16 protein-coding genes are annotated in these 23,726 nt (G+C 31.4%); all 16 read right to left on the bottom strand.

What is annotated here, in order from left to right:
- Nucleotides 1-46: 46 nt before the first annotated feature.
- A complete protein-coding gene (locus OLM55_RS04955; protein WP_264560308.1) occupies nt 47-2,167 on the bottom strand; it encodes a capsule assembly Wzi family protein in 2,121 nt (706 codons plus the stop codon).
- A 6-nt stretch (nt 2,168-2,173) separates the two neighbouring features.
- Nucleotides 2,174-2,917 carry a deoxyribose-phosphate aldolase gene (deoC, locus tag OLM55_RS04950; RefSeq protein ID WP_264560307.1) on the bottom strand — a complete coding sequence of 248 codons (744 nt, stop codon included), beginning with the start codon at nt 2,915-2,917 and terminating at the stop codon, nt 2,174-2,176.
- Nucleotides 2,918-2,997: 80 nt separating this feature from the next.
- Nucleotides 2,998-3,753, bottom strand: a complete 756-nt coding sequence (locus tag OLM55_RS04945; RefSeq protein ID WP_264560306.1) for an energy transducer TonB — start codon at nt 3,751-3,753, stop codon at nt 2,998-3,000.
- Nucleotides 3,754-3,851: 98 nt separating this feature from the next.
- Nucleotides 3,852-4,586, bottom strand: a complete 735-nt coding sequence (locus OLM55_RS04940) for an energy transducer TonB (RefSeq protein WP_264560305.1) — start codon at nt 4,584-4,586, stop codon at nt 3,852-3,854.
- A 45-nt stretch (nt 4,587-4,631) separates the two neighbouring features.
- Nucleotides 4,632-5,012: a VanZ family protein gene (locus tag OLM55_RS04935; protein WP_264560304.1), complete on the bottom strand. Its 381-nt coding sequence runs from the start codon at nt 5,010-5,012 to the stop codon at nt 4,632-4,634.
- Nucleotides 4,981-5,361 (bottom strand): glycine cleavage system protein GcvH, encoded by a 381-nt coding sequence (gene gcvH / locus OLM55_RS04930; protein ID WP_264560303.1) that lies wholly within the window; start codon nt 5,359-5,361, stop codon nt 4,981-4,983. The genes OLM55_RS04935 and gcvH overlap by 32 nt, the downstream gene beginning before the upstream one ends.
- An 84-nt stretch (nt 5,362-5,445) precedes the next feature.
- Nucleotides 5,446-12,666: a cell surface protein SprA gene (sprA, locus tag OLM55_RS04925; protein WP_413614314.1), complete on the bottom strand. Its 7,221-nt coding sequence runs from the start codon at nt 12,664-12,666 to the stop codon at nt 5,446-5,448.
- Nucleotides 12,667-12,669: 3 nt separating this feature from the next.
- A complete protein-coding gene (gene ruvA / locus OLM55_RS04920) occupies nt 12,670-13,251 on the bottom strand; it encodes a Holliday junction branch migration protein RuvA (protein WP_264560302.1) in 582 nt (193 codons plus the stop codon).
- 36 nt (nt 13,252-13,287) lie between these two features.
- Nucleotides 13,288-15,579, bottom strand: a complete 2,292-nt coding sequence (locus OLM55_RS04915) for an NADP-dependent malic enzyme (protein WP_264560301.1) — start codon at nt 15,577-15,579, stop codon at nt 13,288-13,290.
- Between the two features lie 199 nt (nt 15,580-15,778).
- On the bottom strand, nt 15,779-16,801 hold the full coding sequence (gene ruvB / locus OLM55_RS04910; RefSeq protein ID WP_264560594.1) for a Holliday junction branch migration DNA helicase RuvB: 1,023 nt from the start codon (nt 16,799-16,801) through the stop codon (nt 15,779-15,781).
- Between the two features lie 78 nt (nt 16,802-16,879).
- Entirely contained in the window at nt 16,880-18,649 is a 1,770-nt protein-coding gene (locus tag OLM55_RS04905; RefSeq protein WP_264560300.1) for a cbb3-type cytochrome c oxidase subunit I, read from the bottom strand.
- 32 nt (nt 18,650-18,681) lie between these two features.
- Complete coding sequence (locus OLM55_RS04900) at nt 18,682-19,836, bottom strand: cytochrome c oxidase subunit II (protein WP_264560299.1); 1,155 nt, start codon at nt 19,834-19,836, stop codon at nt 18,682-18,684.
- Nucleotides 19,837-19,856: 20 nt separating this feature from the next.
- The gene (locus OLM55_RS04895) at nt 19,857-21,173 is read right to left on the bottom strand and encodes a quinol:cytochrome C oxidoreductase (RefSeq protein ID WP_264560298.1); all 1,317 of its coding nucleotides are present in this window, start codon (nt 21,171-21,173) and stop codon (nt 19,857-19,859) included.
- 30 nt (nt 21,174-21,203) lie between these two features.
- Nucleotides 21,204-21,764, bottom strand: a complete 561-nt coding sequence (locus OLM55_RS04890) for a c-type cytochrome (protein WP_264560297.1) — start codon at nt 21,762-21,764, stop codon at nt 21,204-21,206.
- Between the two features lie 9 nt (nt 21,765-21,773).
- Nucleotides 21,774-22,298: a DUF3341 domain-containing protein gene (locus tag OLM55_RS04885; protein ID WP_264560296.1), complete on the bottom strand. Its 525-nt coding sequence runs from the start codon at nt 22,296-22,298 to the stop codon at nt 21,774-21,776.
- Nucleotides 22,299-22,302: 4 nt separating this feature from the next.
- A complete protein-coding gene (nrfD, locus tag OLM55_RS04880) occupies nt 22,303-23,712 on the bottom strand; it encodes an NrfD/PsrC family molybdoenzyme membrane anchor subunit (RefSeq protein ID WP_264560295.1) in 1,410 nt (469 codons plus the stop codon).
- Between the last annotated feature and the right edge of the window lie 14 nt (nt 23,713-23,726).

The following is a 23,726-nucleotide window of genomic DNA, read 5'->3' as shown; positions in this document are numbered from 1 at the left end:
AGATTATTGATAAAACACCAACAATTCTTAAAAGTTGATATAGATTTTAATAATCAAAATACCAATTAAACAAATCACTTCTTAAACCAATTGAAAACCAAGTTGTATTTGACTTTAATGTGGTAACCGTTTCTGCTGTTGGATCAAAGTTTCTAAACATAAAATTACCAAAAACCTTTAAGTTAGCAGATGGATTAACCACATAACCCAATTGTAAATCTGCAATCATTATTGTTGTTTTATTTCCTTGAGCAATTGAAACACCATTTTCGTAAGGCTTATTGTCATCATAATCTAAATAAATATTACCACCATAATTAAATGAATCAGTAGAAGTATTAAAATCGAAACCTCTTTGTCCAAAAATTAATTTAGCTTCTCCAAAGTATCTTCCTTTAAAGTATCTTGCAATTCCAATTAATTCTCTAAAATTAGCTCCCCAATTATGCCCCATACTTTGATTGTTATGTGCATAGTTTGTCAACGGATTACTATGAGAATAGACATAAGGTCTAATTTGATTATATTCTAATTGCAACATTAAGTTTTTCACTTTAAAAGCATCAAAATATTTAACCCCAACTTGGTACCCAAATTTATTTCTCCAACTTTGATTGTTCTCTTTAACATCACCAATTGCAAATTCATCAATTAAAAATTGACCATAAAAATTAACCTGATTGTTCCATTTATATTTAGAAGTAAATCCTAAAACAGCATTTCCAGCTTTCGAAGAAGAAGAGAATTCAACAGCTCTATAAAAAATAATAGGGTTAACGAAATTTACATCAAAACCTCTGTCGTTTGTATTTGCCCAAACTACATTTTCAAAAAGACCGATATTTAGTCTTTTAGAAACATTATAACTTAAGTAATGGCTTGCCATATATTTTGTAGCATAAGTGCCGTCAACAGTAACATCTGGACGAACATCTTTTAACCACATATAAGTATTGGTATATTTAATTTTCCAAAAAGTAGTATTAATTTTTAAAAATGGATAAGGGCTAGTTCCATCACCTTGTAAGAGGGAACGATATCCATCACCAATGAAATTTCTTCCATAACCTAATTGCATGTTTAAAAAATTACTTGGCGTATACTTTATATTTGCTTCAGCTAAAGGGAAGTCATAAGCATCTTCTTTGAAACCTTTTGCAATACCAATTCCAGGAATTATAGCAGGGTTTCCTCCAGAAGGCTTAATACTTTCTGCATATTGGTTATAATAATCTGCAAAACGACCTTGGCTTTCAAATATTGAGGCAGAAAAGCTTAACTCTTCACCTAATTCTCCTTGTACCTGAACACCTCTTGTATTTACAAATGTATTAGAAATCTCACTATCCAAGTCTTTTCCAATTCTTAGATCTAAAATAGGATTCATAGTAAACCAGTAGCCTTCGCCTTGGATCGCAACTAAGTTTTCATTCCACAGTTTTCTTCCTAACCAAGACGACTTATCTTTTTGTAAAGATTGACTTACTGCTTCAAAGTCATAATATTTAGCAACTTCTTGGTAAGAATAAGGCTTCGTGGCTGTATGATTATTACTTCCAACCTGGTTCATTAAGGCGTCAAAATTAGCATAATTTAAATGTGAAAAAGGAACATTAAGACGGCTTTTATAAGTCGCATTATTAAAGGGCTTATAGTTTTGAGAAACCGCTTCAAATTCGTTCAAAATTTTACTATTATCAATAAGTTTAGAATTGGTTTTGTTAAATTCTTCAACAAATGGTTCCGAATTATAAGGTTGTGGTTTTTGTAATGGAATAGGAATTTTAATGGTAAACTTAGAAACTATTTTTCTACCAGAATAAGTTGCAGATTTCACCTTTGGCAATAGTTCGAAAATTCTTTTTGTTTCTTTTTTTAAATCATCTGTAAGCGCATCGATATAAATAACTTTAAACTGTCCTAAAGTATCTGTTTCAAATAGCGCAACAACGTTTCCTTTAAAATTAGATTGAGCTATTTCGTTAGGAACTTTAAAATTTTCAAAAAAGAAATCCTGAATGGTATTATAAAAACAAGCTTCATACTGATTAGAAGTTGCATTTTCACAATCTGAAAAAACAGGATGCTGCTCATTTGAGGAACTAATTTGTGCATGTGAAAAAAAACTTACAACAAACAATATAAAGGTATAGTATATTTTTTTCATGATAGATTAATAATCTGAATTAGTAATTTCATTATTTGCAATTTCCTTAGCAGAGGAAGTGCCAATTCTTTTAACCCCCAGGTTAATCATTTGTATAGCGTCTTCATAACTTTTAACTCCACCGGAAGCTTTAACTGGCAAAGGAAAAGCATTTTCTATCATAAGCTTTATTGCAGAAAAAGTTGCACCATTTGGCGAACCATCTTGAGTAACATAAAAACCTGTTGATGATTTTACAAAAACCTTATCATATTGTGATTCATTAAAATTAGAAATAACACAATTTTTTATTAAAGCCGTAATTTGAACTATTTCATGATTGTTTAAAGCTGCAATTTCAATAATCCATTTTACAACTTTATTATGACTCAAACCTAATTTAGTACATTCTACAACCTGGTTTTTAACATAATCCAATTCGTTTCGCTTGAAAGCCTCATAATCAATAACATAATCAAGCTCATCCACATCATTATTTATAGCAGTAAGAGCTTCTTTACATTTATCCTCAGTAGAACTCACTCCCTTAGGAAAATCAATAACTGTTCCAACCAATAGCTTAGAATTAGAAACATCAATTGCCTTTTTAGCTAAAACAATATATTCTGGCCTTATCATGATAAGCTTAAATCGCTCAGATATGGCTTCATTTATAGCGTTTTTTACAATTTCAATATTTTTATCTTCAGAAATTGAAGATTGTTCTGCAGTTTTTAAATAAGTTGAATCTAAATATTGTTTAATGTCCATAGCTATATTATTACTAAAGTTGTAAAAATAAAAAAATCCCTTGTAAAAAAGGGATTTTTTTTATTTTATAAATCTTTATTTTATTTTAATTTAAACGAAACAGGAATAATGTATTTAATTTTAACACTCTCATTTCCTTGTTTTGCAGGAATGATTCTAGGTATTTTTTTGATTGCTTTCTCGGCCGCTATTCTCATCTCATAAGTAGCTCGTTTATTATCAACAGAATTTACATTTGTAATGTTTCCTTTTTCGTCAATAATAAATTCTACAAGTGCAGTTCCTTGTTTGCCATTTTCATAATCAGACTCTGGATAAGTTAAGTTTTTAGAAATTGCTTTAGCCAATTGTCTATCGAAACATTCTTTTTGCTCACTTCTAGAAAGCCCTTTACAAGCTTCAAACATAGGCAATTGTTCTACAGAAAAAATTGTAGGTTTTTCAAGTGGCTCTTTAACTGTTGTATTAGTAGAAGGTTCTTTTGGCTCTACAGGATTTTCATTTATTGTATTGTTATCCTGATTAGGAACAGTATTACTTACTGGATTTAAAACCTTATCATTGTCCACTTTTTTAAAAACAGGACTTACTTTATTAACTTTAGCAGCAGGTTTTTCTATTCTTGCAACAGGTTTACTAATTGGCGCTATTGGATTATATCTAAAAACATCTTCTTCAAATAAGGTACCTAAATCAATTTTATCTTGAACTGGTTTTTTATTTTCGAATTTATATTCCAAAACAAAAAGCGTTACTACCATAGTAACAATTAAACCTATTTGAAAATAAGCAAAGCTGTTTTTTAATTTTCCTTTAAAATTTACATTTGGTCTCATACTATGATAATTTAAATTAAACAATTATTTATTTAAATATCATAATACAATTTATATGCCAAAAAAAAATCCCAATCAGGTGATTGGGATTTTAAATATTATTGTAATTTAAAGTTAATAGGCACACCATACTTAACTCTAACCGGCTTACCTCTTTGCTTTCCTGGTGTAAACTTAGGAAGTTTTGAAATAATTCTTTGTGCTTCTTTTTCTAATAACTCACCACCTTTAGGCCCTCTCATCTTCACATCAGTTACATTCCCTTGCTTATCAATTACAAATTGTACTTGAACACGACCTTGAGTACCCTCATCAGCTGCGCTTTGAGGATAATTAAAATGCTTACTTATATGAGCTGCCATTTTTTCATTAAAACAATCTAATCTTTTTGCTTTCGGAACAGTTTCACATCCTGGAAACAAAGGAATATCTTCAATTACTGCAAATGGTAATTCATCTGGGATATCACTAAAATCATCTCCAGCTTCACCAACTTCAGAAGCTTTTACTACAACAACTGGTTTCTTTTCATCAACCTCAGTAGTCTCAATTTTCTTATCTTCTAAAATGATTTTATCTTCAACAACTTGAATTACTTCAGGTGCTGGTGGTGGTGGTGGTGGTAATCTTTGAACAGGAGGCAGTGTAATAATTGTTTCCTCGTCATCAACAAAATTATCAACTAAATTTAATTTCTCTGTTTCGATTATAGGATCTGCAGATTTCAATTCTATTCCTACAAAAGTTAACAATAATACTGCTGCTAAACCAACTTGAAAGAAAAGTGTACTATTTCTTTTTGGGTCAACATTTGGGTTTTTCTTTAGTTCCATTACTTATTTTTTGCGTTGCTAATATAATTATTATTTTTTAATTTTTTATTTCTGTCTTAAAAAAATCTTTTTGATTATAGGAAAAACAAAAAATGCTAAAAATGCACCTGATGAATTTGCTAAAACATCATAAAAATCTGCTGTTCTATTTTCGGTTAAAACATATTGTAATATCTCAATAATTATGCCATAAACAACAGCTATAAGAAGAATTTTAATTTTATCTGTTTTATGCAAACCAAAACACCATAAGACAACAAAAACAAAATAAAAGATAAAATGTACTAATTTATCTTTAAAAGGCAATTGAAGCATAAATGACGGTGTGCGCTCAAATGAAATTAAGCTTAAAACTGTAATTAAAACAGTCCAAGCGACAGCTAAAAGAACAAACTTAAGCTCCGATAAGAGCTGCGTAATCTTCATTTGATAATAATTCTTCAACTTCAGATTTGTCTGAAACTTTAATTTTAACCATCCAACCAGCTCCATATGGATCTGAATTAACAGCTTCAGGTTCAGATTCTAGACTATCGTTAAATTCAATAATTTCTCCAGATAGAGGTAAAAACAAATCAGAAACTGTTTTTACTGCTTCTACAGTTCCAAAAACTTCATCTTTTTCAAGGGTTTGATCCAATGTTTCAACTTCAACATATACAATATCTCCCAATTCACTTTGTGCAAAATGAGTAATTCCCACAGTTGCAATATCTCCGTCAATTGAAACCCATTCGTGATCTTTTGTGTATTTTAAATTAGCTGGTATGTTCATTTTTGTAGTTTTAAAAAATTGAAATACAAATGTAGTTTTAAAAATTTAAATGAAAAATAACTTTTCTGTTATTTTTCATTTAATTTAATTACCAAAATTATATCTAATTGTAAGTCCTGATCTTATATTAGTAATTGGGAATGATGTTGATATAACCGCTTTAGTAAATTGATGATCGTAAAAGAAAATAGCAGTAAGATTTTTACTAAATGAATAATCAGCTGTAAATTTAACTGACCACATGTTTTGACCTCCAGCTAGTTCATTATTATCATAATCTAAATAGCGCACAATAGTGTTATTCCTTCTAAATGTAAAATCAGCTTTTATATTTATATCACTTTTTATTACACCTGTTTTACTATCTGCCAAGGCAGAATTTATTGTAACATCTTTAATTCTATAACCAAGACCAATTGTATATTCATTACCACTAACCTCTGTAAGTAAATTGTTATCAAAACTCATATTTAAAGTTCTATCTTTTCTCATTTCAGCAAGAATTTTTATTGAGTTTTTCATTTCAAAATCAATCCTCATTAATGGATTAAATTGTTCCGCTAAATTTACATTGGATATCAACTTGTCTGAATAAAAATTCCCATTAACATCTACCGCGGAAGTATTTAAGTTTGTTGTAAACGCATTAATATTATAACTTGATCTATAGCCGTGTTGTAATGAAAAACGCTTAAACCTATCTTTAAAAAACTTATACCTCATTAAACCTGTATACTTAATATTCCAATTAGGCAAAGGTATATCTTTAAATGCACCAGTAGATATAGAGTTAGCATCTTTACCCGAATAAGCAGCAACAAAAGATGGTAATAACACTTGTTGACTATTTTTCCCAAAACCCAAAGGATATCCTTCAGCATCTGTAGGAAAAGACGCATTTCCATAATAAGAAGTAGCCAATCTATTTGCTACAATTAATCTATTATCTCTAAAATCTTGAAAAGCCTGAGAAAAGTTCTCATCACTTTGACTAAACGATGTAGCAATAAGAATTGTAGATATATTATAATTACCAAACTCATAAGGCGATCTAGAGTTATATTGACCACCAGAAACATCATATTGTTCAGAAAAATTCTCTGTATATGATCTTTCTGCTGTTAAATCTATAGTTAAATCAGGAAACAACTCCATTTTGGCAGTAAAATTTAGCTGTTTGGTAGTAACCTTGGTAAAATTTTGATTGTACTCTGGGAATGTTGTTAACCAACCATTTTGAGCTGCTTGATATCTAACATCTGATTGACTACCAAAGACGAAGCCTAAAGTAGGCTTTGATGTACCAAAAAACCCAAGTCCAGGTAAATAACCCGGTAAAACAGTACCGCTGTTTTCTGAATAGTTAGCCTGAATATTTTTAACGCTTGTTAAAATTCCTTTTAAACCTTTCAAAAACACGTTACCTTCAGAGTCAGATTTCTTATCTAAAGCTGTAATTTTTTGTCCAGGCAAAGGTATTGCAGACGGTTTAGTATTTTTATTCTTTTTTGATTTCTTCGCTCCTGTCAAACCAATATATCGATAAAGCAAATCCATATTAAATGTAGTGTTTAATTTATGAGAACTTGCGTTTTGTATTGTGTTTCCTAAAGCATAAGTAGTTCCGTTTTCAGCCACAATTGATGAATAGGCATCTGAAGAACGTTGCCAATTATAATCGCCAGTATAAGAATATGTTGATTTTACAAAAGCCAAAGCTGGTATTTTATTTATTGGCAAATCATAATTTACAACTATTTGCTGGTTGTGTTGATTTGACTGACCAATATCCCAATAATCGTCCCAAATATCTAAACCATCAATTGGAGTATCGTTTTCATCTAAATAATTACGAACAATATTATTTGATGCAGCAGTATAATTAAACCTTAATGATTTAGTTAAATTATAATTAAAACCATATTGATAATTAAAGAAATAATTTCTTCTATACAAAGGATCAATTCCTATTCCTGAAACATCAACTAATCTAAATTGTTGTCTATTAAACTGTCTAATAATATTTGAACTAAACGAAACACTAGCTGGTAATAAATTAAAATTAATATCTGAAAGTAATTTATAATACCCGTTTTTCTTTAGTTTTTCAGATTTTTTAAAGGGCTCAATTTCTAATGGTTTAAATGAATATGCATAATCTACCGATGATCTATTTTGCTGATCTATTAAGCTTTCAATTTCATAGTCATGATGTTCGGTTTCATTAAATGAGTATGATAATGTTAAGTTTTCGACATCATAAAAATGTTGTTTTTGCTCAGGTGCTCTATCTTTTCTAACTCCAATAAAGTTAATACTTGTTCTTTTAGTATAATCAATAGCTCTGCTTTCAATTTCATTTCTATCATTATCACTTGTTGCTAAATCTATCAATTGATTTAACTCTATATCTTGATAAAATGGATCATACTTAGGCGTAATTGTTTCTTCACCTACAGAATAATTAAAAGGTAAATTTATTCCCCATTTTTTAGGCAATAACTGTCCTAAATTAATATTCGTTACAAGATTGTATTGAAAAATTTCTTCTCTACTTCGTTCATTTGGACCCTCCTCTATACCTCCGAAACCAATAGTACTGTATTTTGTAGTTGCAGAAATATTTGCAAAATCGGCAAAATTAGTATCCAAATTAGCAACAGCAGCATAACCTCCTTTATTATCCATATCAGAAAGTCTTAACTCATTAAACCAAACCTCTCCTCTTTCAGTAGCTCCTCCGTTTCTATTTTTAACCCCTACCATTATTGTTCGAACCAATCCAAAGTTTGGATTCCCTTTAATACCAAGTGTTAATTTATTATTTGAAGAACCAATTTCGCTATCTGATTCATTAATAAACTTTATACCATTAGCATCTGGAGTTATGGCACTAGGATTACTAATTAATAAAGATTTTAAAGCCGTTAAATAAGAAAGTGGCAATTCAATCTCATTTTCTGAAGGCCAAATTACATCTGCAGCAGTTGAACCATGAGGAGTTACTTTTAACGGAATTTCTATTTGATAAAAATTATCTGTAAAATCATTTCCAAATCTTAAGAAAGCAACCATTTCATCATCAGCTAGAGTCTGATCTTCTAAGGCTTCTGCGTGCAAAAACATACGTAATTTTTTAAATTGACGCATATCAACATTAACATTTTTAAAAACCGCTCTAGAATCATTTAACTGTAAACCATTAACACTTCCGCCTAACTTGTCATAAACTCTTAATGATAAAGATTGTTCGTTTTGGTTTATAACAGTATTGTTATTGTATAATTGTTCTCTTTCGACTCCAGGTGGGGTAACATAATTAATTGGGCTTCTATTTCCATTTTCCTGAATGTTTATTGCTACAACATCAAAACCAGTATTATCATCATCTGGATCTACATCTAAAGCATCTAAAGTATTTGTATACCTTCTCCATTCTCCTCTAACTAAATCTAAAGCCCCAAAACGCAAAGTAACGGCGTCTTTAAATCCAGTCATATACATTCTCATAAATCGTATTGACCTAAAGTCTGAAATTGAACCCACTTGATTTGCCGTTGTAAATTCTTGAATTGGAATCTTATACAATATCCATCTCACTTTTCCTGTTGTACCATTTGGAAGAGTAATTGCGTTATCTTCTCTAACATCAGCAATATAGTCTTGACCTGTAGGAACTGTTGAACCTTCTGGATAATAATTAATTGGAACTTCAAACTTAAAATAAGCATTAATCGTATTCATGGTGTTATCACGATTAATATCTTCAACATCTGGTAAGGTTGTATTTCCTCTATTTGTATCGGTTACATTTACAGGTGAGTTACCTTCAACCCCATTATAGTTTTTGTATCTTTCTACAACACCTCCATTTGCATTTAAATAAAATTGATAATTATCATAAGCAGGGTCAGGTTGTCCTGCAAAAGCAGGAAATTTAACTGCTTCCTCTGCATCAGTTAATCCATCAAAACCAACATCTTGAATTGCTCTATTAGCATCATTAGTATCAAAAGCATAAATTAAAGATTGAGAAGTAGGTATTTCCCCCCAATTGGTTTCTATAGTTTGCTGAGTTGAACCAACTTCAGGCAAACCATTTTCGTACAATTTACGACCATCTTTTAATACATCTTCAGCAATTTCACCTAGATTAAAAACTAGCTTACCTGTATTTGTAACATCTGCAGCTGCATTTCCATAATAAGGGTCCATAACCCAAAACTGAATATATTCAACATTTGATTGTTCAAAGTTTGTAGTACTTATTGATCTCATTATACCACCCCAATTATCAGGGGCATCAATTGCCGGAAATTGATTCGTTGCAGCTAAAGTAGGGTTAAAGTTATAAGCTCCTCTTTCTAAAGGATAGTAGCTTAAATCTAAAGTATTAACAACTGTAGATTGCCCTTGTGCTACATTAGTTACCGGATACAATTCTTCAATATAAATTCTTCTTGTACTATTTAAAGACAAGTCATTATCATTTATACCACTTGGTGTTTGTGTGTAAAATACAGGGTCTATTGAGTACCAAGAAAGTTTTGCTCTTTTATATCCAATACTTATGTTGTCTGAAGATGATTCAGTATCAGAAGGATCTCCATCAAAAGCACCTTCTAATGGAACACTTGCTAAACTCCATGTGCTTGATGAACGTAAATCTATTGTAGATTGAGAACCTTCAAAATCATCTACATAAGTAGTTGCTTCACCATTAAACTGGTCGGCCTTTGAAGCTCCTGGTTTTAAATATGCAACTTCTCCTCTGAATGATAAATTAGAAGGAACATCAGTATCAATATTTGGTAATTTATTAACCATCCTTGTGAAAAATGGAACTTCAGTAGAATAATTTGTATTTATACCAAAAATTGTATTGTTTATAGATTCCTGACCATAATTAGACTTATTTGTAAAAGGCTTTTCAGACAAATTCAATAAAGTTGCTCCAACTAAAAAGTTCTTATTGAATTGATGTTCTACATTTACACCCCAAAATCTTCTTGTTTGTTGCCCAAAAACAGAATTGTTCTCAACAGATATTTCAATTGGAGTATTAGAAGCTTGTAAAGAAGGATCTAAAATTTGAACTTTTCCTAATTGATAGTTTACAGTATAATCAACCCCTTCTACCAACAATCTTCCTCCGGCAGTAACCACAACAGATCCTTGCGGAACATTAAACGCCCCTATAGAAATTCCATCTCCACCTGTAGATTTAAACTTTCCACGCAGTTGAAATTTATTTTTTTCACTTTCTTGAAGTGCAGCTGCTTGTGTAGAGGTGTATAAGTTTCTAAAGACGTATTTACTTTGATTAGAATTATATGTCAATGGAATATCATAATCTTCACCGCTACTTGTATTTAATTTTGAAAACAAGTGTTCACCAAAAGGTTCTTTAGTCGTAAAAATAATTCTACCAGATTGAGTGTCTATTGTAACTCCTGGAACAAAATCAAAGAAACCATCTCCTCCATCTTGAGGATCATTTGTATAATTTAATTTATCAACATTAAATACTTTTAATAATGGTGTGTCAGCTACATCGGCTGGAAGCGGTGTTACACCAGATTGTGTGATGTAATTTAAAGGTGATGGATCTGTATATAATATATTTAATCTAAAATCTTCTTGTTGTAATTGATATGCTCCAGGAATTTGATAAATATTCTTCATCATTAAGTTCCATGTTGGCATTGTTAAATCAGCATAAGGTGCTTTTTGTTTAACTGCTGTTAAATTACTTTTTAATAATTTTAGAATTAACGCTTGAGAAGTTGGAACTCCAGTGGTGCTTACTTGTGTAGCATCAACTCCATCTGTACCAAATTCTCCAACTTGATAAACATCAGCTCCAACGGTATATTGGTAAGAAACAGCCAAAACTTCATCATTGGCTAATTTTTGATTTAATGAAATATATCCTAATTGAGGATGAAAAGTAAATTCAGAAGCTGTTAACTTTCTTGCATTTTCAAGTTTAGCATAATCTAAACCTTCATTAACTCCACCAATAACATTAAATCCGTTTCCTGCAGTTGCAATTTCTCTAATATCAGTTTTTAAAAAATAACCGGTCTCATTAATTTTATTTGGATTGAATCTATTATTTTTATTATCTGAAGGAGTATCTGCTGGCGCAATAAAAAAAGTTGGATTTGTTACCAAATCTATAGCTACAATTTCTTGAGAATTTACTCCCGATATTTGTCCTTCACCAATATCTTGAAGCGCAATAATATTTCTTAAATTATTTTCTGTAGAATTTACCCTATTCTGTTTGTTCGTAACCCAAACTTCAATTCTATTAATTTGAACTCTACTATTTATGTATGGGTAGTTAATAAGAGCCTTGTCGTATTGTTCTCTAAAATATTGTGATAAAAAATAATGTCTATCTGCATCATAATCAAGCGCAAAAACCTCAAAATCTTGTAATGTTCCACCTCCTTGAGATGTAACTGATCTTGTTTGTGATTTTTGTTCAGAGAAAACTCCTGTCACTTTAGTTTTACCAAATTGAAGTTGAGCCTTAACTCCAAACAAACTTTGTGCTCCTCTAATTAATGAATTTGATAACGGAAAACTAACATTACCAACTTCAAGTTTTTGAAGAATATCATCTTCATTAGAACCATACTCTAATTTAATTAAATTTTGAAACGCAAATGTAGACTCTGTATCATAGTTTATATTCACATTCAACCTTGTTCCTACTTTTCCTTGAAGTCCAACACTTATTCTTTGATCAAAATCAAAAGTTGTTGTCTTTCTATTTCTTGGAGAAAATGCTGGATTATCTTGTTTTGTAAATCGTACTCCTAAATCTAACTCAACAGAACCTGTAGGTTTAATATCTATAGTATTACTCCCAAAAATAGCTTCAAAGAATTTTGAATTTACATAATAACGAGGCAAAAGGTCTTTCCCTGCTTCAGTATCACCTTTTAGTGCTGCATCAGTTGCTGCTGACTTCTCTCGATAATACTTACGCATTTCTTCACGAAGAACTAATTCTTGATATTGTTCAGGAGTTAAGACAAGTGGATAGTTAATATTGAAACCATCAAATGAGCTGGTATAAATATATCTATCTGTTCCTGAATCATAAGTATAAGCCTCTACAATACTTTTCGGATTTGGGACTTCAATTATTCCTAAATCGACTCCTGTTTTTATAGTATCATTTTCCTCTTCGTCAACTTGCGAAAAAACCAGAAAAGGAGCAATAAAAATTAAAAGTTTTATTACTTGTATTAATTTATAAAACGTATTTTCTATAGTTGTCTTTTCCAAATTTTATAAACTTTTTAATGCTTGTTTAATTAACTCTTCAACAGTAGCATTTGGAGCATCTCTATTGATTTTTTCAATTACTTTTTCGGCAGATTTTCTAGCAAAACCTAGAACTTCTAAAGCAGATAACGCTTCTTCTTTATTTGTATTGCTTTCTATAATTGAAACTTCGTCTAAATTATATACTTTTAACACTTTGTCTTTTAAATCTAAAATTACTCTTTGTGCGGTTTTAGCTCCAATCCCTTTTATACTTTGCACTGTTGCAACATCATTTGAAGCTATGGCTTGTATAATTTGTTGAGGCGCTAACGAAGAGAGCATTGTTCTAGCAATATTAGCCCCAATTCCAGAAACAGAAATCAAGAACTTAAATAATTCCCTTTCTTGCTTTTCTACAAAACCAAATAAAGTATGAGAATCTTCTTTAACCTGAAGAAAAGTGAATAGCTTTAAATTTTCACCATCAGGTAATTGTGAAAAAGTATGTAAAGAAATATTAACATGATAACCCACTCCATTACAATCAATAACAACCTCAGTTGGTGTTTTTTCTACTAATCTACCCTGTATGTGTGTTATCATAATTTAAGTTCTGTTTGTTACCAAAAATAAAAAATATTATTGATTTCCTTGTCTTAATTTCCTTTCCTTTTCTTGAGCATCTACAACTGATACTGCAGCCATATTAACCATTTCTTCAACACTAGCCCCTAATTGGAAAATATGAACTGGCTTATCAAGACCTAACATTATTGGACCTATTGAGTCTGATTTATTCAGCTCTTTCATCATTTTATAAGTGATATTCGCAGAGTCTAAATTAGGAAAAATTAATGTGTTTACTTTTTTATCTACCAATTTTGAGAATGGGAACTTACTCTTTAATAGCTCGGAATTTAATGCAAAATCTGTTTGAATTTCTCCATCAACAATTAAATCAGGGTAGTATTTATGCAAATAAGCTACTGCTTCTCTTATTTTAGAAGAATTATGATTTGCTGAAGAGCCAAAATTTGAAAATGACACCATTGCAATAACCGGTTCCATTCCAAACATCCTTACTGTTTTTGCTGTCATCAAAGCAATTCGAGCTAAATCTTCTGCTGAAGGATCTGGGTTAATTGCAGTATCAGATAGAAAAATAGGACCACGACTAGTCATCATCATATTTGTTGTTGCAATTTTATCAACACCTGGAGCTTTTTCAATTAACTCTAAAACTGGCTTAACAACTGTTGGATAACTTCTAGAATATCCCGTCACAAGTGTATCAGCTTCTCCTTCGTTAATCATCATTGCTGCAAAATAATTACGTTCTCTCATCCATTTTTGAGCATCTAGAAAAGTAATCCCTCTTCTTTGTCTAGATTTCCAAAATGATTTTGCATAAACATCTCTTCTTTCTTTTTCTTTTTTTGATTTTGGATCTATAATTGTAACGTTAGCATCAAAACCTATCTCCTCTTTTAACTCTTGAATAATTTCTCGGTTTCCAAGCAATATTGGTTCACCAATTCCTTCTTCATGAACAATTTGAGCTGCTTTTAAAACATCTAAATGGTCTGCTTCTGCAAAAACAACTCGCTTTGGATTTGTTTTTGCTCTATTAACTAACATACGAATCATCTTATTATCAGAACCTAATCTGTTCAATAATTCTTCTTCATATTTATTCCAATCCTGAATTTCAACTTGCGCTACACCAGAATCCATTGCCGCTTTTGCAACCGCTGGAGCAACGACAGAAATCAACCTTGGATCGAACGGCTTAGGAATAATATAGTCTTTTCCGAAATTTAATTTAGTCTCACCATAAGCAATATTTACTTGTTCTGGCACTGGTGTTTTTGCTAATTCAGCTAAAGCTCGAACCGCAGCCATTTTCATTTCTTCATTAATCTTAGTGGCTCTAACATCTAGAGCACCTCTAAAAATATATGGAAATCCTAATACATTATTAACCTGATTAGGGTGGTCTGAACGACCAGTTGCCATAATAATATCTTCACGAGCATTAATTGCAACATTATAATCTATTTCAGGTATTGGGTTTGCCATTGCAAAAACAATTGGATTTGAACTCATTGTCATTAACATTTCGGCTGAAAGAATATTTCCTGCTGAAAGCCCTAAAAAAACATCCGCGCCATGAATAGCTTGAGTTAATGTTTTTGGATTACATGACTTAGCGTATTTTAATTGTAAGCTCGATAAATCTTCTCTACATGTAGTTAGCATTCCGTCTTTATCAAACATCAAAATATTATCTACTTTAACTCCAAGTAAAACATATAAATTAGCACATGCTAAAGCTGCTGAACCAGCACCCGAAACCACAACTTTTACTTTTTCAATATCCTTTCCTGCTAACTCTAACGCGTTTAATAAAGCTGCAGAAGAAATTATTGCTGTTCCATGCTGATCGTCATGCATTACAGGTATATTTAACTCTTCAACCAACCTTCTTTCGATTTCGAATGATTCCGGCGCTTTTATATCTTCAAGGTTAATACCCCCAAAAGTAGGAGCTATGTTTTTTACTGTTTGAATAAATTGCTCTACATCTTTTGTACCTACTTCAATATCAAAAACATCAATATCGGAAAATATCTTAAATAACAAGGCTTTTCCTTCCATTACAGGCTTAGACGCCTCTGGACCAATATCACCTAGCCCTAAAACAGCAGTACCATTAGAAATTACAGCGACTAAATTACCTTTTGCAGTATATTTATATACATTATCAACATCTTTTGCAATTTCAAGACATGGCTCTGCAACACCAGGAGAATATGCTAAAGACAAGTCTCTTTGTGTAGCGTATTTTTTTGTTGGAACTACCTGAATTTTACCAGGTGTAGGCTTAGCGTGATATAATAATGCTTCTCTTCTTTTTGTATCTTTATGCATATGATTAAATCTATATGAACTTACAAAGTTAACATAAGCATATCAACAAAAAAAATTTAAATGAGTGTTTTAAAAATTAAATATTTAGATCAAAATACCTTAAAAAAACAAAGTTTCAATAAACTTTAAAATAAACATAAAAAAGAAACCAAAGTATTCAACTTTGGTTTTCTAGAATAATTATTAATTACATTAATTTTTAAAATAATCCGCCTTGTATATTTGCTTTTATTTTTCCTAAATGTTTATATGCTTTTTCTGTTACTTCACGACCTCTTGGAGTTCTCATTAAAAAACCTTCTTGAATTAAAAATGGTTCATAAACCTCTTCAATGGTTTCACTACTTTCCGAGACTGCCGTAGCAATAGTCGTTAAACCTACTGGACCACCTTTAAATTTTTCAATTATAGTAATTAGTATTTTATTATCCATCTCATCTAGTCCGTTAGCATCTACATGCAGTGCTTTTAAAGCAAATTTTGAAATTTCAATATCTATACTACCATTACCTTTTATTTGTGCAAAATCTCTAACTCTTCTTAATAATGCATTTGCAATACGAGGAGTCCCTCTACTTCTACCTGCAATTTCAATTGCTGCTTCGTTTGTAATTGGCATATTTAAAATAGATGAACTACGCTCTACAATAGAAGTAAGCAACTCTGTATTATAATACTGCAAACGACTTTGTATACCAAAACGGGCACGCATTGGAGCAGTTAATAAGCCTGAACGAGTTGTTGCTCCAACAAGTGTAAAAGGGTTAAGGTTTATTTGAACAGTACGAGCATTTGGCCCTGACTCTATCATGATATCAATCTTAAAATCTTCCATTGCTGAATACAAGTATTCCTCTACAATAGGACTTAAACGATGTATTTCATCAATAAAAAGAATATCTCTATCCTCCAAGTTGGTAAGCAAACCAGCTAAATCACCAGGCTTATCAAGTACTGGCCCAGAAGTAATTTTAATACCAACACCTAATTCATTTGCTAAAATATTAGCTAATGTTGTTTTTCCCAAACCCGGAGGACCATGAAATAAAGTATGATCCAAGGCTTCTTGTCTTAAATTAGCAGCCTGAACAAAAATTTGCAAGTTTTCTAAAACTTGCTCTTGTCCAGCAAAATCGTCAAAAGATAAAGGTCTTAGTGCCTTTTCAACATCAATTTCTTGAGGAGTAAACCTATCTTTATTTGGATCTAAATTTTCATTCATAATACAAATATATGCAAACTTAAAATAAAAATACCTTTCCATATGGAAAGGTATTTTTATATATTTAAAAAAGCTATCTTAATGATGTAATTCTTCTTCCCCTTCCATCATAGGAACTGTCTGAGGTACAAAGTCATCTTCATGACCTGGCTTACTATAGTCATATGGCCAACGGTGAACTTCTGGAATTTCTCCAGGCCAATTACCATGAATGTGTTCTACAGGAGTTGTCCACTCTAAAGTATTAGATCTCCATGGGTTTTGAGTAGCTTTCTTACCATAGAACATACTATAAAAGAAGTTCCAAAAGAAAACAATTTGAAAAGTTGCACCAACAATAGCAAATATGGTAATTAAAACATTAACATCAGCTAATTCATCGAATAATGGGAAAGCAGAGTTAGTATAATAACGTCTTGGTAAACCTGCCATACCTATAAAATGCATCGGGAAGAAAACACCATAAGCACAAACTACAGTTACCCAAAAGTGAACATATCCTAAAGTTTTATTAAGCATTCTACCAAACATTTTTGGATACCAATGATAAACACCAGCAAAGAATCCATAAAGGGCAGAAATACCCATTACTAAATGGAAATGCGCAATAACGAAATATGTATCGTGAACATTAATATCTAAAGTACTATCTCCTAATATAATTCCAGTTAAACCACCAGTAATAAAAGTTGAAACAAAACCAATTGAGAATAACATAGCTGTATTCAATTGCAAATTACCTTTCCATAATGTTGTAATCCAGTTAAATGCTTTAACTGCAGAAGGTATTGCAATTAATAAAGTTGTAAATGTAAATACTGAACCTAAGAAAGGATTCATTCCTGAGATAAACATATGGTGACCCCAAACAATTGTTGAAAGAAATGCAATAGCAATAATTGAGGCAATCATAGCACGGTAACCGAAAATTGGTTTTCGTGAACTTGAAGCCATAATTTCAGAAACGAGACCCATTGCAGGTAAAATAACAATATAAACCTCAGGGTGACCAAGAAACCAAAACAAGTGCTCAAATAAAACCGGGGAACCTCCTTGATAATGAAGAACTTCACCTGATATAAAGATATCAGACAAGAAGAATGATGTTCCAAAACTTCTGTCAAAAATTAACAATAATGCAGCAGAAAACAAAACTGGAAAAGAAACAATACCAATAATAGCCGTTACAAAAAACGCCCAAATTGTCAATGGCAAACGAGTCATTGTCATTCCTTTCGTTCTTAAATTAATAACTGTTACAACATAGTTTAAAGATCCCATTAATGAAGAAGCAATAAAAATAGCCATTGACACTAACCATAATGTCATACCTGTCCCAGAACCAGGGATTGCTTGTGGTAATGCACTTAATGGTGGATAGATTGTCCAACCTGCAGAAGCCGGACCAGATTCTACAAACAATGAAGCAATCATTATAATACAAGAAACAAAAAACATCCAATATGAAAGCATATTCATAAATCCAGATGCCATATCTCTAGCTCCAATTTGTAAAGGAATTAATAAGTTACTAAAAGTACCACTCAATCCAGCTGTAAGAACAAAGAATACCATTATGGTACCATGAATTGTAACTAAAGCTAAATAAATATCATTTCTCATAACTCCTCCTGGAGCATAATCTTCGCCTAAAAATATTTTAAATATCTCAAAAGATTCCTCTGGCCAAGCAATTTGCATACGAAAGAAAATAGACATCATAACTCCTATGATTCCCATTAACATTCCTGTAATTAAATATTGCTTAGCAATCATCTTATGGTCAATACTAAAAATATATTTAGTAATGAAAGTTTCTTTATGATGACCGTGTTCGTGTGCTGACATAATCTTATTCTAAAAAATTAAAAAAAACCTAATTATTTTATAACTTGTGCTACTACAACAGTAGAATCAACTACTTGAGACGGAGTAACTTCTTTAACTTCTACAGGTGCAGGTGCATTTGCATCCTTCCAAACTTTAGTAACAGTTGGTTTTTCTGCTAACCATTTCTTGAAATCCTCTGGAGTATCAACTACAACTTTCATTTGCATATTGTAGTGAGAAGCTCCGCAAATTTTATTACACAATAATAAATAATCAAAAGTGTAAGGATCTAAAGCTTCTTTACCTTCTGCAACAAGCTTAAGGCTTTTAGCAGCTCTAATTTTATTTATTTTATTTACTTTTTCAATTATTTTATCATCTAAACGCATTTCAGCAGTTGTAACTGTAGGAACAAACGCAAACTGAGTAACCATACCTGGAACACAATTCATTTGAGCCCTAAAGTGAGGCATGTATGCAGAATGTAGAACATCTTGAGAACGAAATTTAAAAACAACTTTTTTACCAAGAGGAATATGTAATTCACCAGTTACAGCTTTGTCATCATTTGCAGCAGGATCTTCCATATCAACACCTAAAGTATTAACACCTTCAATATATCTAACATTAGCTTTACCTAGAGTATTATCTTCACCTGCATATCTAGCTTCCCAAGAAAATTGTTTGGCATAAACTTCTACATACATTACATCTTCTTCTTCATCATAAAACATAATATCATTCCAAGTATATAAACCATAAAGAATTAACCCTGAAAGAACAATTACAGGAATAATAGTCCAAATTGCTTCCAATTTATTATTGTCAGCAAAATATAGTGCTTTTTGGCCTTCTCTACCACTATACTTGTGTGTAAAATAATGTAGTAAAAACTGAGTTATAGTTTGAACGAAGAAAATTAATGCCATCGAGATGTTCATTAAATTATCAACTTCCGAACCATGAGCAGAGGCAGGTGTTCCTAATACTAAATCCCCCCAAGCAACTAGAGAATAAATAGTGAATAGATATATGAAACCAACAAAGGCAAACATTAAATAACCATTAACTTTATTATCATGATCATTAGCCACTTCAGAATTATCTTTTGAAGTACCAACTTGAGTAAGGTCAAAAATTTTAGTCAATTGCCAAACAGCAATTCCAATAAAAGCTAAAACTAAGAATATCAATAAACTTGTCATTTGTTTATTTCTTTTAAATATTAATAATGAAAATGTTTGCTCTCTTCAATATAAGGGTTTCTTTTTGCTACAAGAGGCGCTTTAGTTAAAGCAGTAAATACAACAAAAATAAATAACCCTAAGAAGAAAAATAATGAGCTAATTTCTGGAATACCAATAAACCATTGATCACCAACCGTTGCAGGCATAATCATATTGAAAAAATCAATATAATGACCAAATAATATAACAATACCAGCCATTACAATAATCCATGTTAATCGTTTAAAATCAGTATTGATTAAAATTAACAATGGGAATATAAAGTTCATAACTAACATTCCAAAAAACGGTAAATTATAATCTTCTATTCTAGTTATAAAATAAGTAACTTCTTCAGGAATATTTGAATACCAAATTAACATAAATTGAGAAAACCATAAATAAGTCCAGAAAATACTAATTCCAAACATGAATTTAGCTAAATCATGGATATGACTTGTATTTACCTCCGGTAACAAACCTTTGGACTTTAAGTATAAAGTAATTAATGCAATAGTAGTTATACCGCTTACAAAGAAACTAGCAAAAACATACCATCCAAATAAAGTACTATACCAATGAGGATCAACAGACATAATCCAATCCCAAGACATCATAGATTCAGAAATAATAAAGAATACTAAAAACATCGCAGAGATATTAAAATTCTTTTTGAAGAATGAATTATCAATAGCATTATCTTGAGCAATAGAATTTTTTCTAGAAAAATAACGATATAAATTCCAAAACCCTAAAAATATAACAGCTCTTATTAAAAAGAATGGAACATTTAAAAAGCCTACTTTACCTTGTAATAAATGATCTTTAGCAACCACCGCATCATCCATCCAAACAAATAAATGATTAAAATGCATACCCGATAATACTAAAACTAAAAAGAAAATAATAGAACCTGGTAACAAATAACTTGTAATACCTTCCATTACCCTAAAAAGAACTGGAGACCAACCTGCCTGCGCAACATATTGAATAGCATAAAAAGCTAAAACCCCTAAAGAAAGCAACATAAAGAAAATACAAGCAACATAAAAAGCAGCCCAAGGCTTATTTTGCAATTGATGTAATACATGCTCTAAATGTTCTTTGTGTTCTGCATCTGCATGTGCATCGTGAGAATCAGCATCATGATGGATTGTTGTTTCTGCATGAGCATCATGTCCATGTTCAGCGTTTACTATCTGTTCAACTTCTTCAATAGTTTTTGGAGCATTCATAAAGCCAACCCCAATACCAATTAACCCTACAATCATAAGGATAAAAGAAAAAGTTTTTAATTTACTTGAAAATGTATACATATCAATGATTTTCAAAAAAGTGTTTTACAATTATAATTCAGACTTCAATTTCAAAACGTAATCAGCAACTACCCATCTTTCCTCTTGAGAAAGTTGATTTGCATGAGAACCCATAGAATTTAATCCATAAGTAACTACGTGAAATATACTTCCACTAGATATTTCTCTATCAGCATAGCTAGGAACTCCTAAGAACTTCTCTCTTTTAACTAAAGTCCCTTTTCCGTCACCTTTCTCACCATGACAAATTGCACAATAAATATTGAACAATTCTTTACCTTTCTCTTCGTTTTTAGAAATACTGTCTAAAGGCGAACTAGTAATGGTTTTAGAAAGGGCGTAACCTTCCGGAGTATTTGGAATTTCATAAGGAACAAATCCTCTTTTAACAGAACCTTCTGCAGGTAATTGACCTTCTTTTCCTTTTAAACCATTTTTAGAATTAAATGATTCTGATTCCGAATAAGTTTCATATGCAACTGATTCATACATATTAGGGAAAAATTGGTAGTTTGGCTTCGACTTATCAAAGCAAGAAGTTGCTAAGAAAGACAAACCTAATACACCTACTATTTTATATAAGCTTTTCATATCTTGATATTAATGCTTTTCGATTACTTTAACTTCTACCGCACCTGTTGAATGGAAAAAAGAAATTAATTCTTCCTCGTTTCCATGAACTCCAACTTCCATTAAAAAATGATCATCTGTAGTTCTTACATCAGGATTTTCAGCTTGTTTAAATGGCCATAACTTACTTCTCATGTAAAAAGTAATTACCATTAAATGGGCTGCAAAAAAAACTGTCATTTCAAACATAATTGGCACGAATGCCGGCATATTTTCTAAATAACTAAAACTTGGTTTACCACCAATATCTTGTGGCCAATCATGAATCATAATAAAACTCATCATAAAAGTTGCAATTGAAATCCCAACTAAACCATACATAAATGATGCAATTGCAATTCTCGTTGGAGCTAACCCCATAGCTTTATCTAATCCGTGTACTGGAAAAGGTGTATAAACCTCTTCGATATGATGATGAGCTGCTCTTGTTTGCTTTACAGCATCCATTAAAACATCATCATCATTATATATAGCGTGTATAACTTTATTACTCATGATATTAATGATTATCTGAATGATTGTGACCGTTTTCTTCTCTTTCTCTTTTATAATTATCTCCAGAAGATTTTAAAATGGTTTTAACCTCTGCTTGAGCAATTACAGGGAAACTTCTAGAATATAATAAAAATAATACAAAGAAGAATCCGATTGTTCCTATAAAAATACCTGCATCGACAAATGTTGGTTGAAACATAGTCCAAGATGATGGTAAATAATCTCTATGTAAAGATGTTACAATAATTACGAAACGCTCAAACCACATACCCACGTTTACAACGATAGAGATAATAAACGAAGCCATAATACTTGTTCTAATTTTCTTAAACCACATAACTTGTGGAGAAATAACATTACAAGTCATCATTAACCAGTAAGACCACCAGTAAGGACCAGTTGCTCTATTTAAGAATGCGTATTGTTCATATTCTACTCCAGAGTACCATGCAATGAATAACTCAGTGATGTAAGCACAACCAACAATAGAACCTGTAATCATGATTACAATATTCATTAATTCGATGTGTTGTACTGTAATATAGTCTTCTAAGTTAGATACTTTTCTCATAATAATTAACAATGTATTTACCATTGCAAATCCAGAGAAAATAGCTCCTGCTACGAAATAAGGAGGAAGAATTGTTGTGTGCCAACCTGGAATAACAGAAGTTGCAAAGTCAAAAGATACAATTGTGTGTACAGAAAGTACAAGAGGAGTAGCCAAACCAGCTAACACCAATGATACTTCTTCAAAACGTTGCCAATCTTTTGCTCTACCACTCCATCCGAAAGATAAAATTGAGTATACTCTTTTTGTGAAAGGAGTTATCGCTCTATCTCTAAGCATTGCAAAGTCAGGTAATAAACCAGTCCACCAGAAAACTAATGATACTGATAAATACGTTGAAATTGCAAATACGTCCCAAAGTAATGGAGAGTTAAAATTAACCCATAATGAACCAAATTGATTTGGAATAGGTAATACCCAATATCCTAACCATGGACGTCCCATGTGAATAATAGGGAACAAACCAGCTTGCATTACAGAAAAAATCGTCATAGCTTCTGCAGAACGGTTAATAGCCATTCTCCATTTTTGACGGAACAATAGTAATACTGCTGAAATTAAGGTTCCGGCATGACCAATACCAACCCACCAAACGAAGTTAGTAATATCCCAAGCCCAACCAACTGTTTTATTTAATCCCCAAGTTCCTATACCTGTAGATACGGTATATATCATACAACCTAATCCGTAAAGGAAAGCTGCTAATGCGATTGAAAATACAATCCACCATTGTTTATTAGCTCTACCTTCAACAGGTGCAGCAACATCTACAGTAACATCGTGGTAGGATTTACTTCCTACTACTAAAGGTTTTCTAATGGGTGCTTCGTAATGAGACGACATATCCTTTATTTTGT

Origin of the sequence: Flavobacterium sp. N2270 (genome assembly GCF_025947225.1) — a bacterium.
In the GTDB taxonomy this organism is placed as follows: domain Bacteria; phylum Bacteroidota; class Bacteroidia; order Flavobacteriales; family Flavobacteriaceae; genus Flavobacterium.
This window is presented reverse-complemented; position numbering and strand designations above follow the sequence as displayed.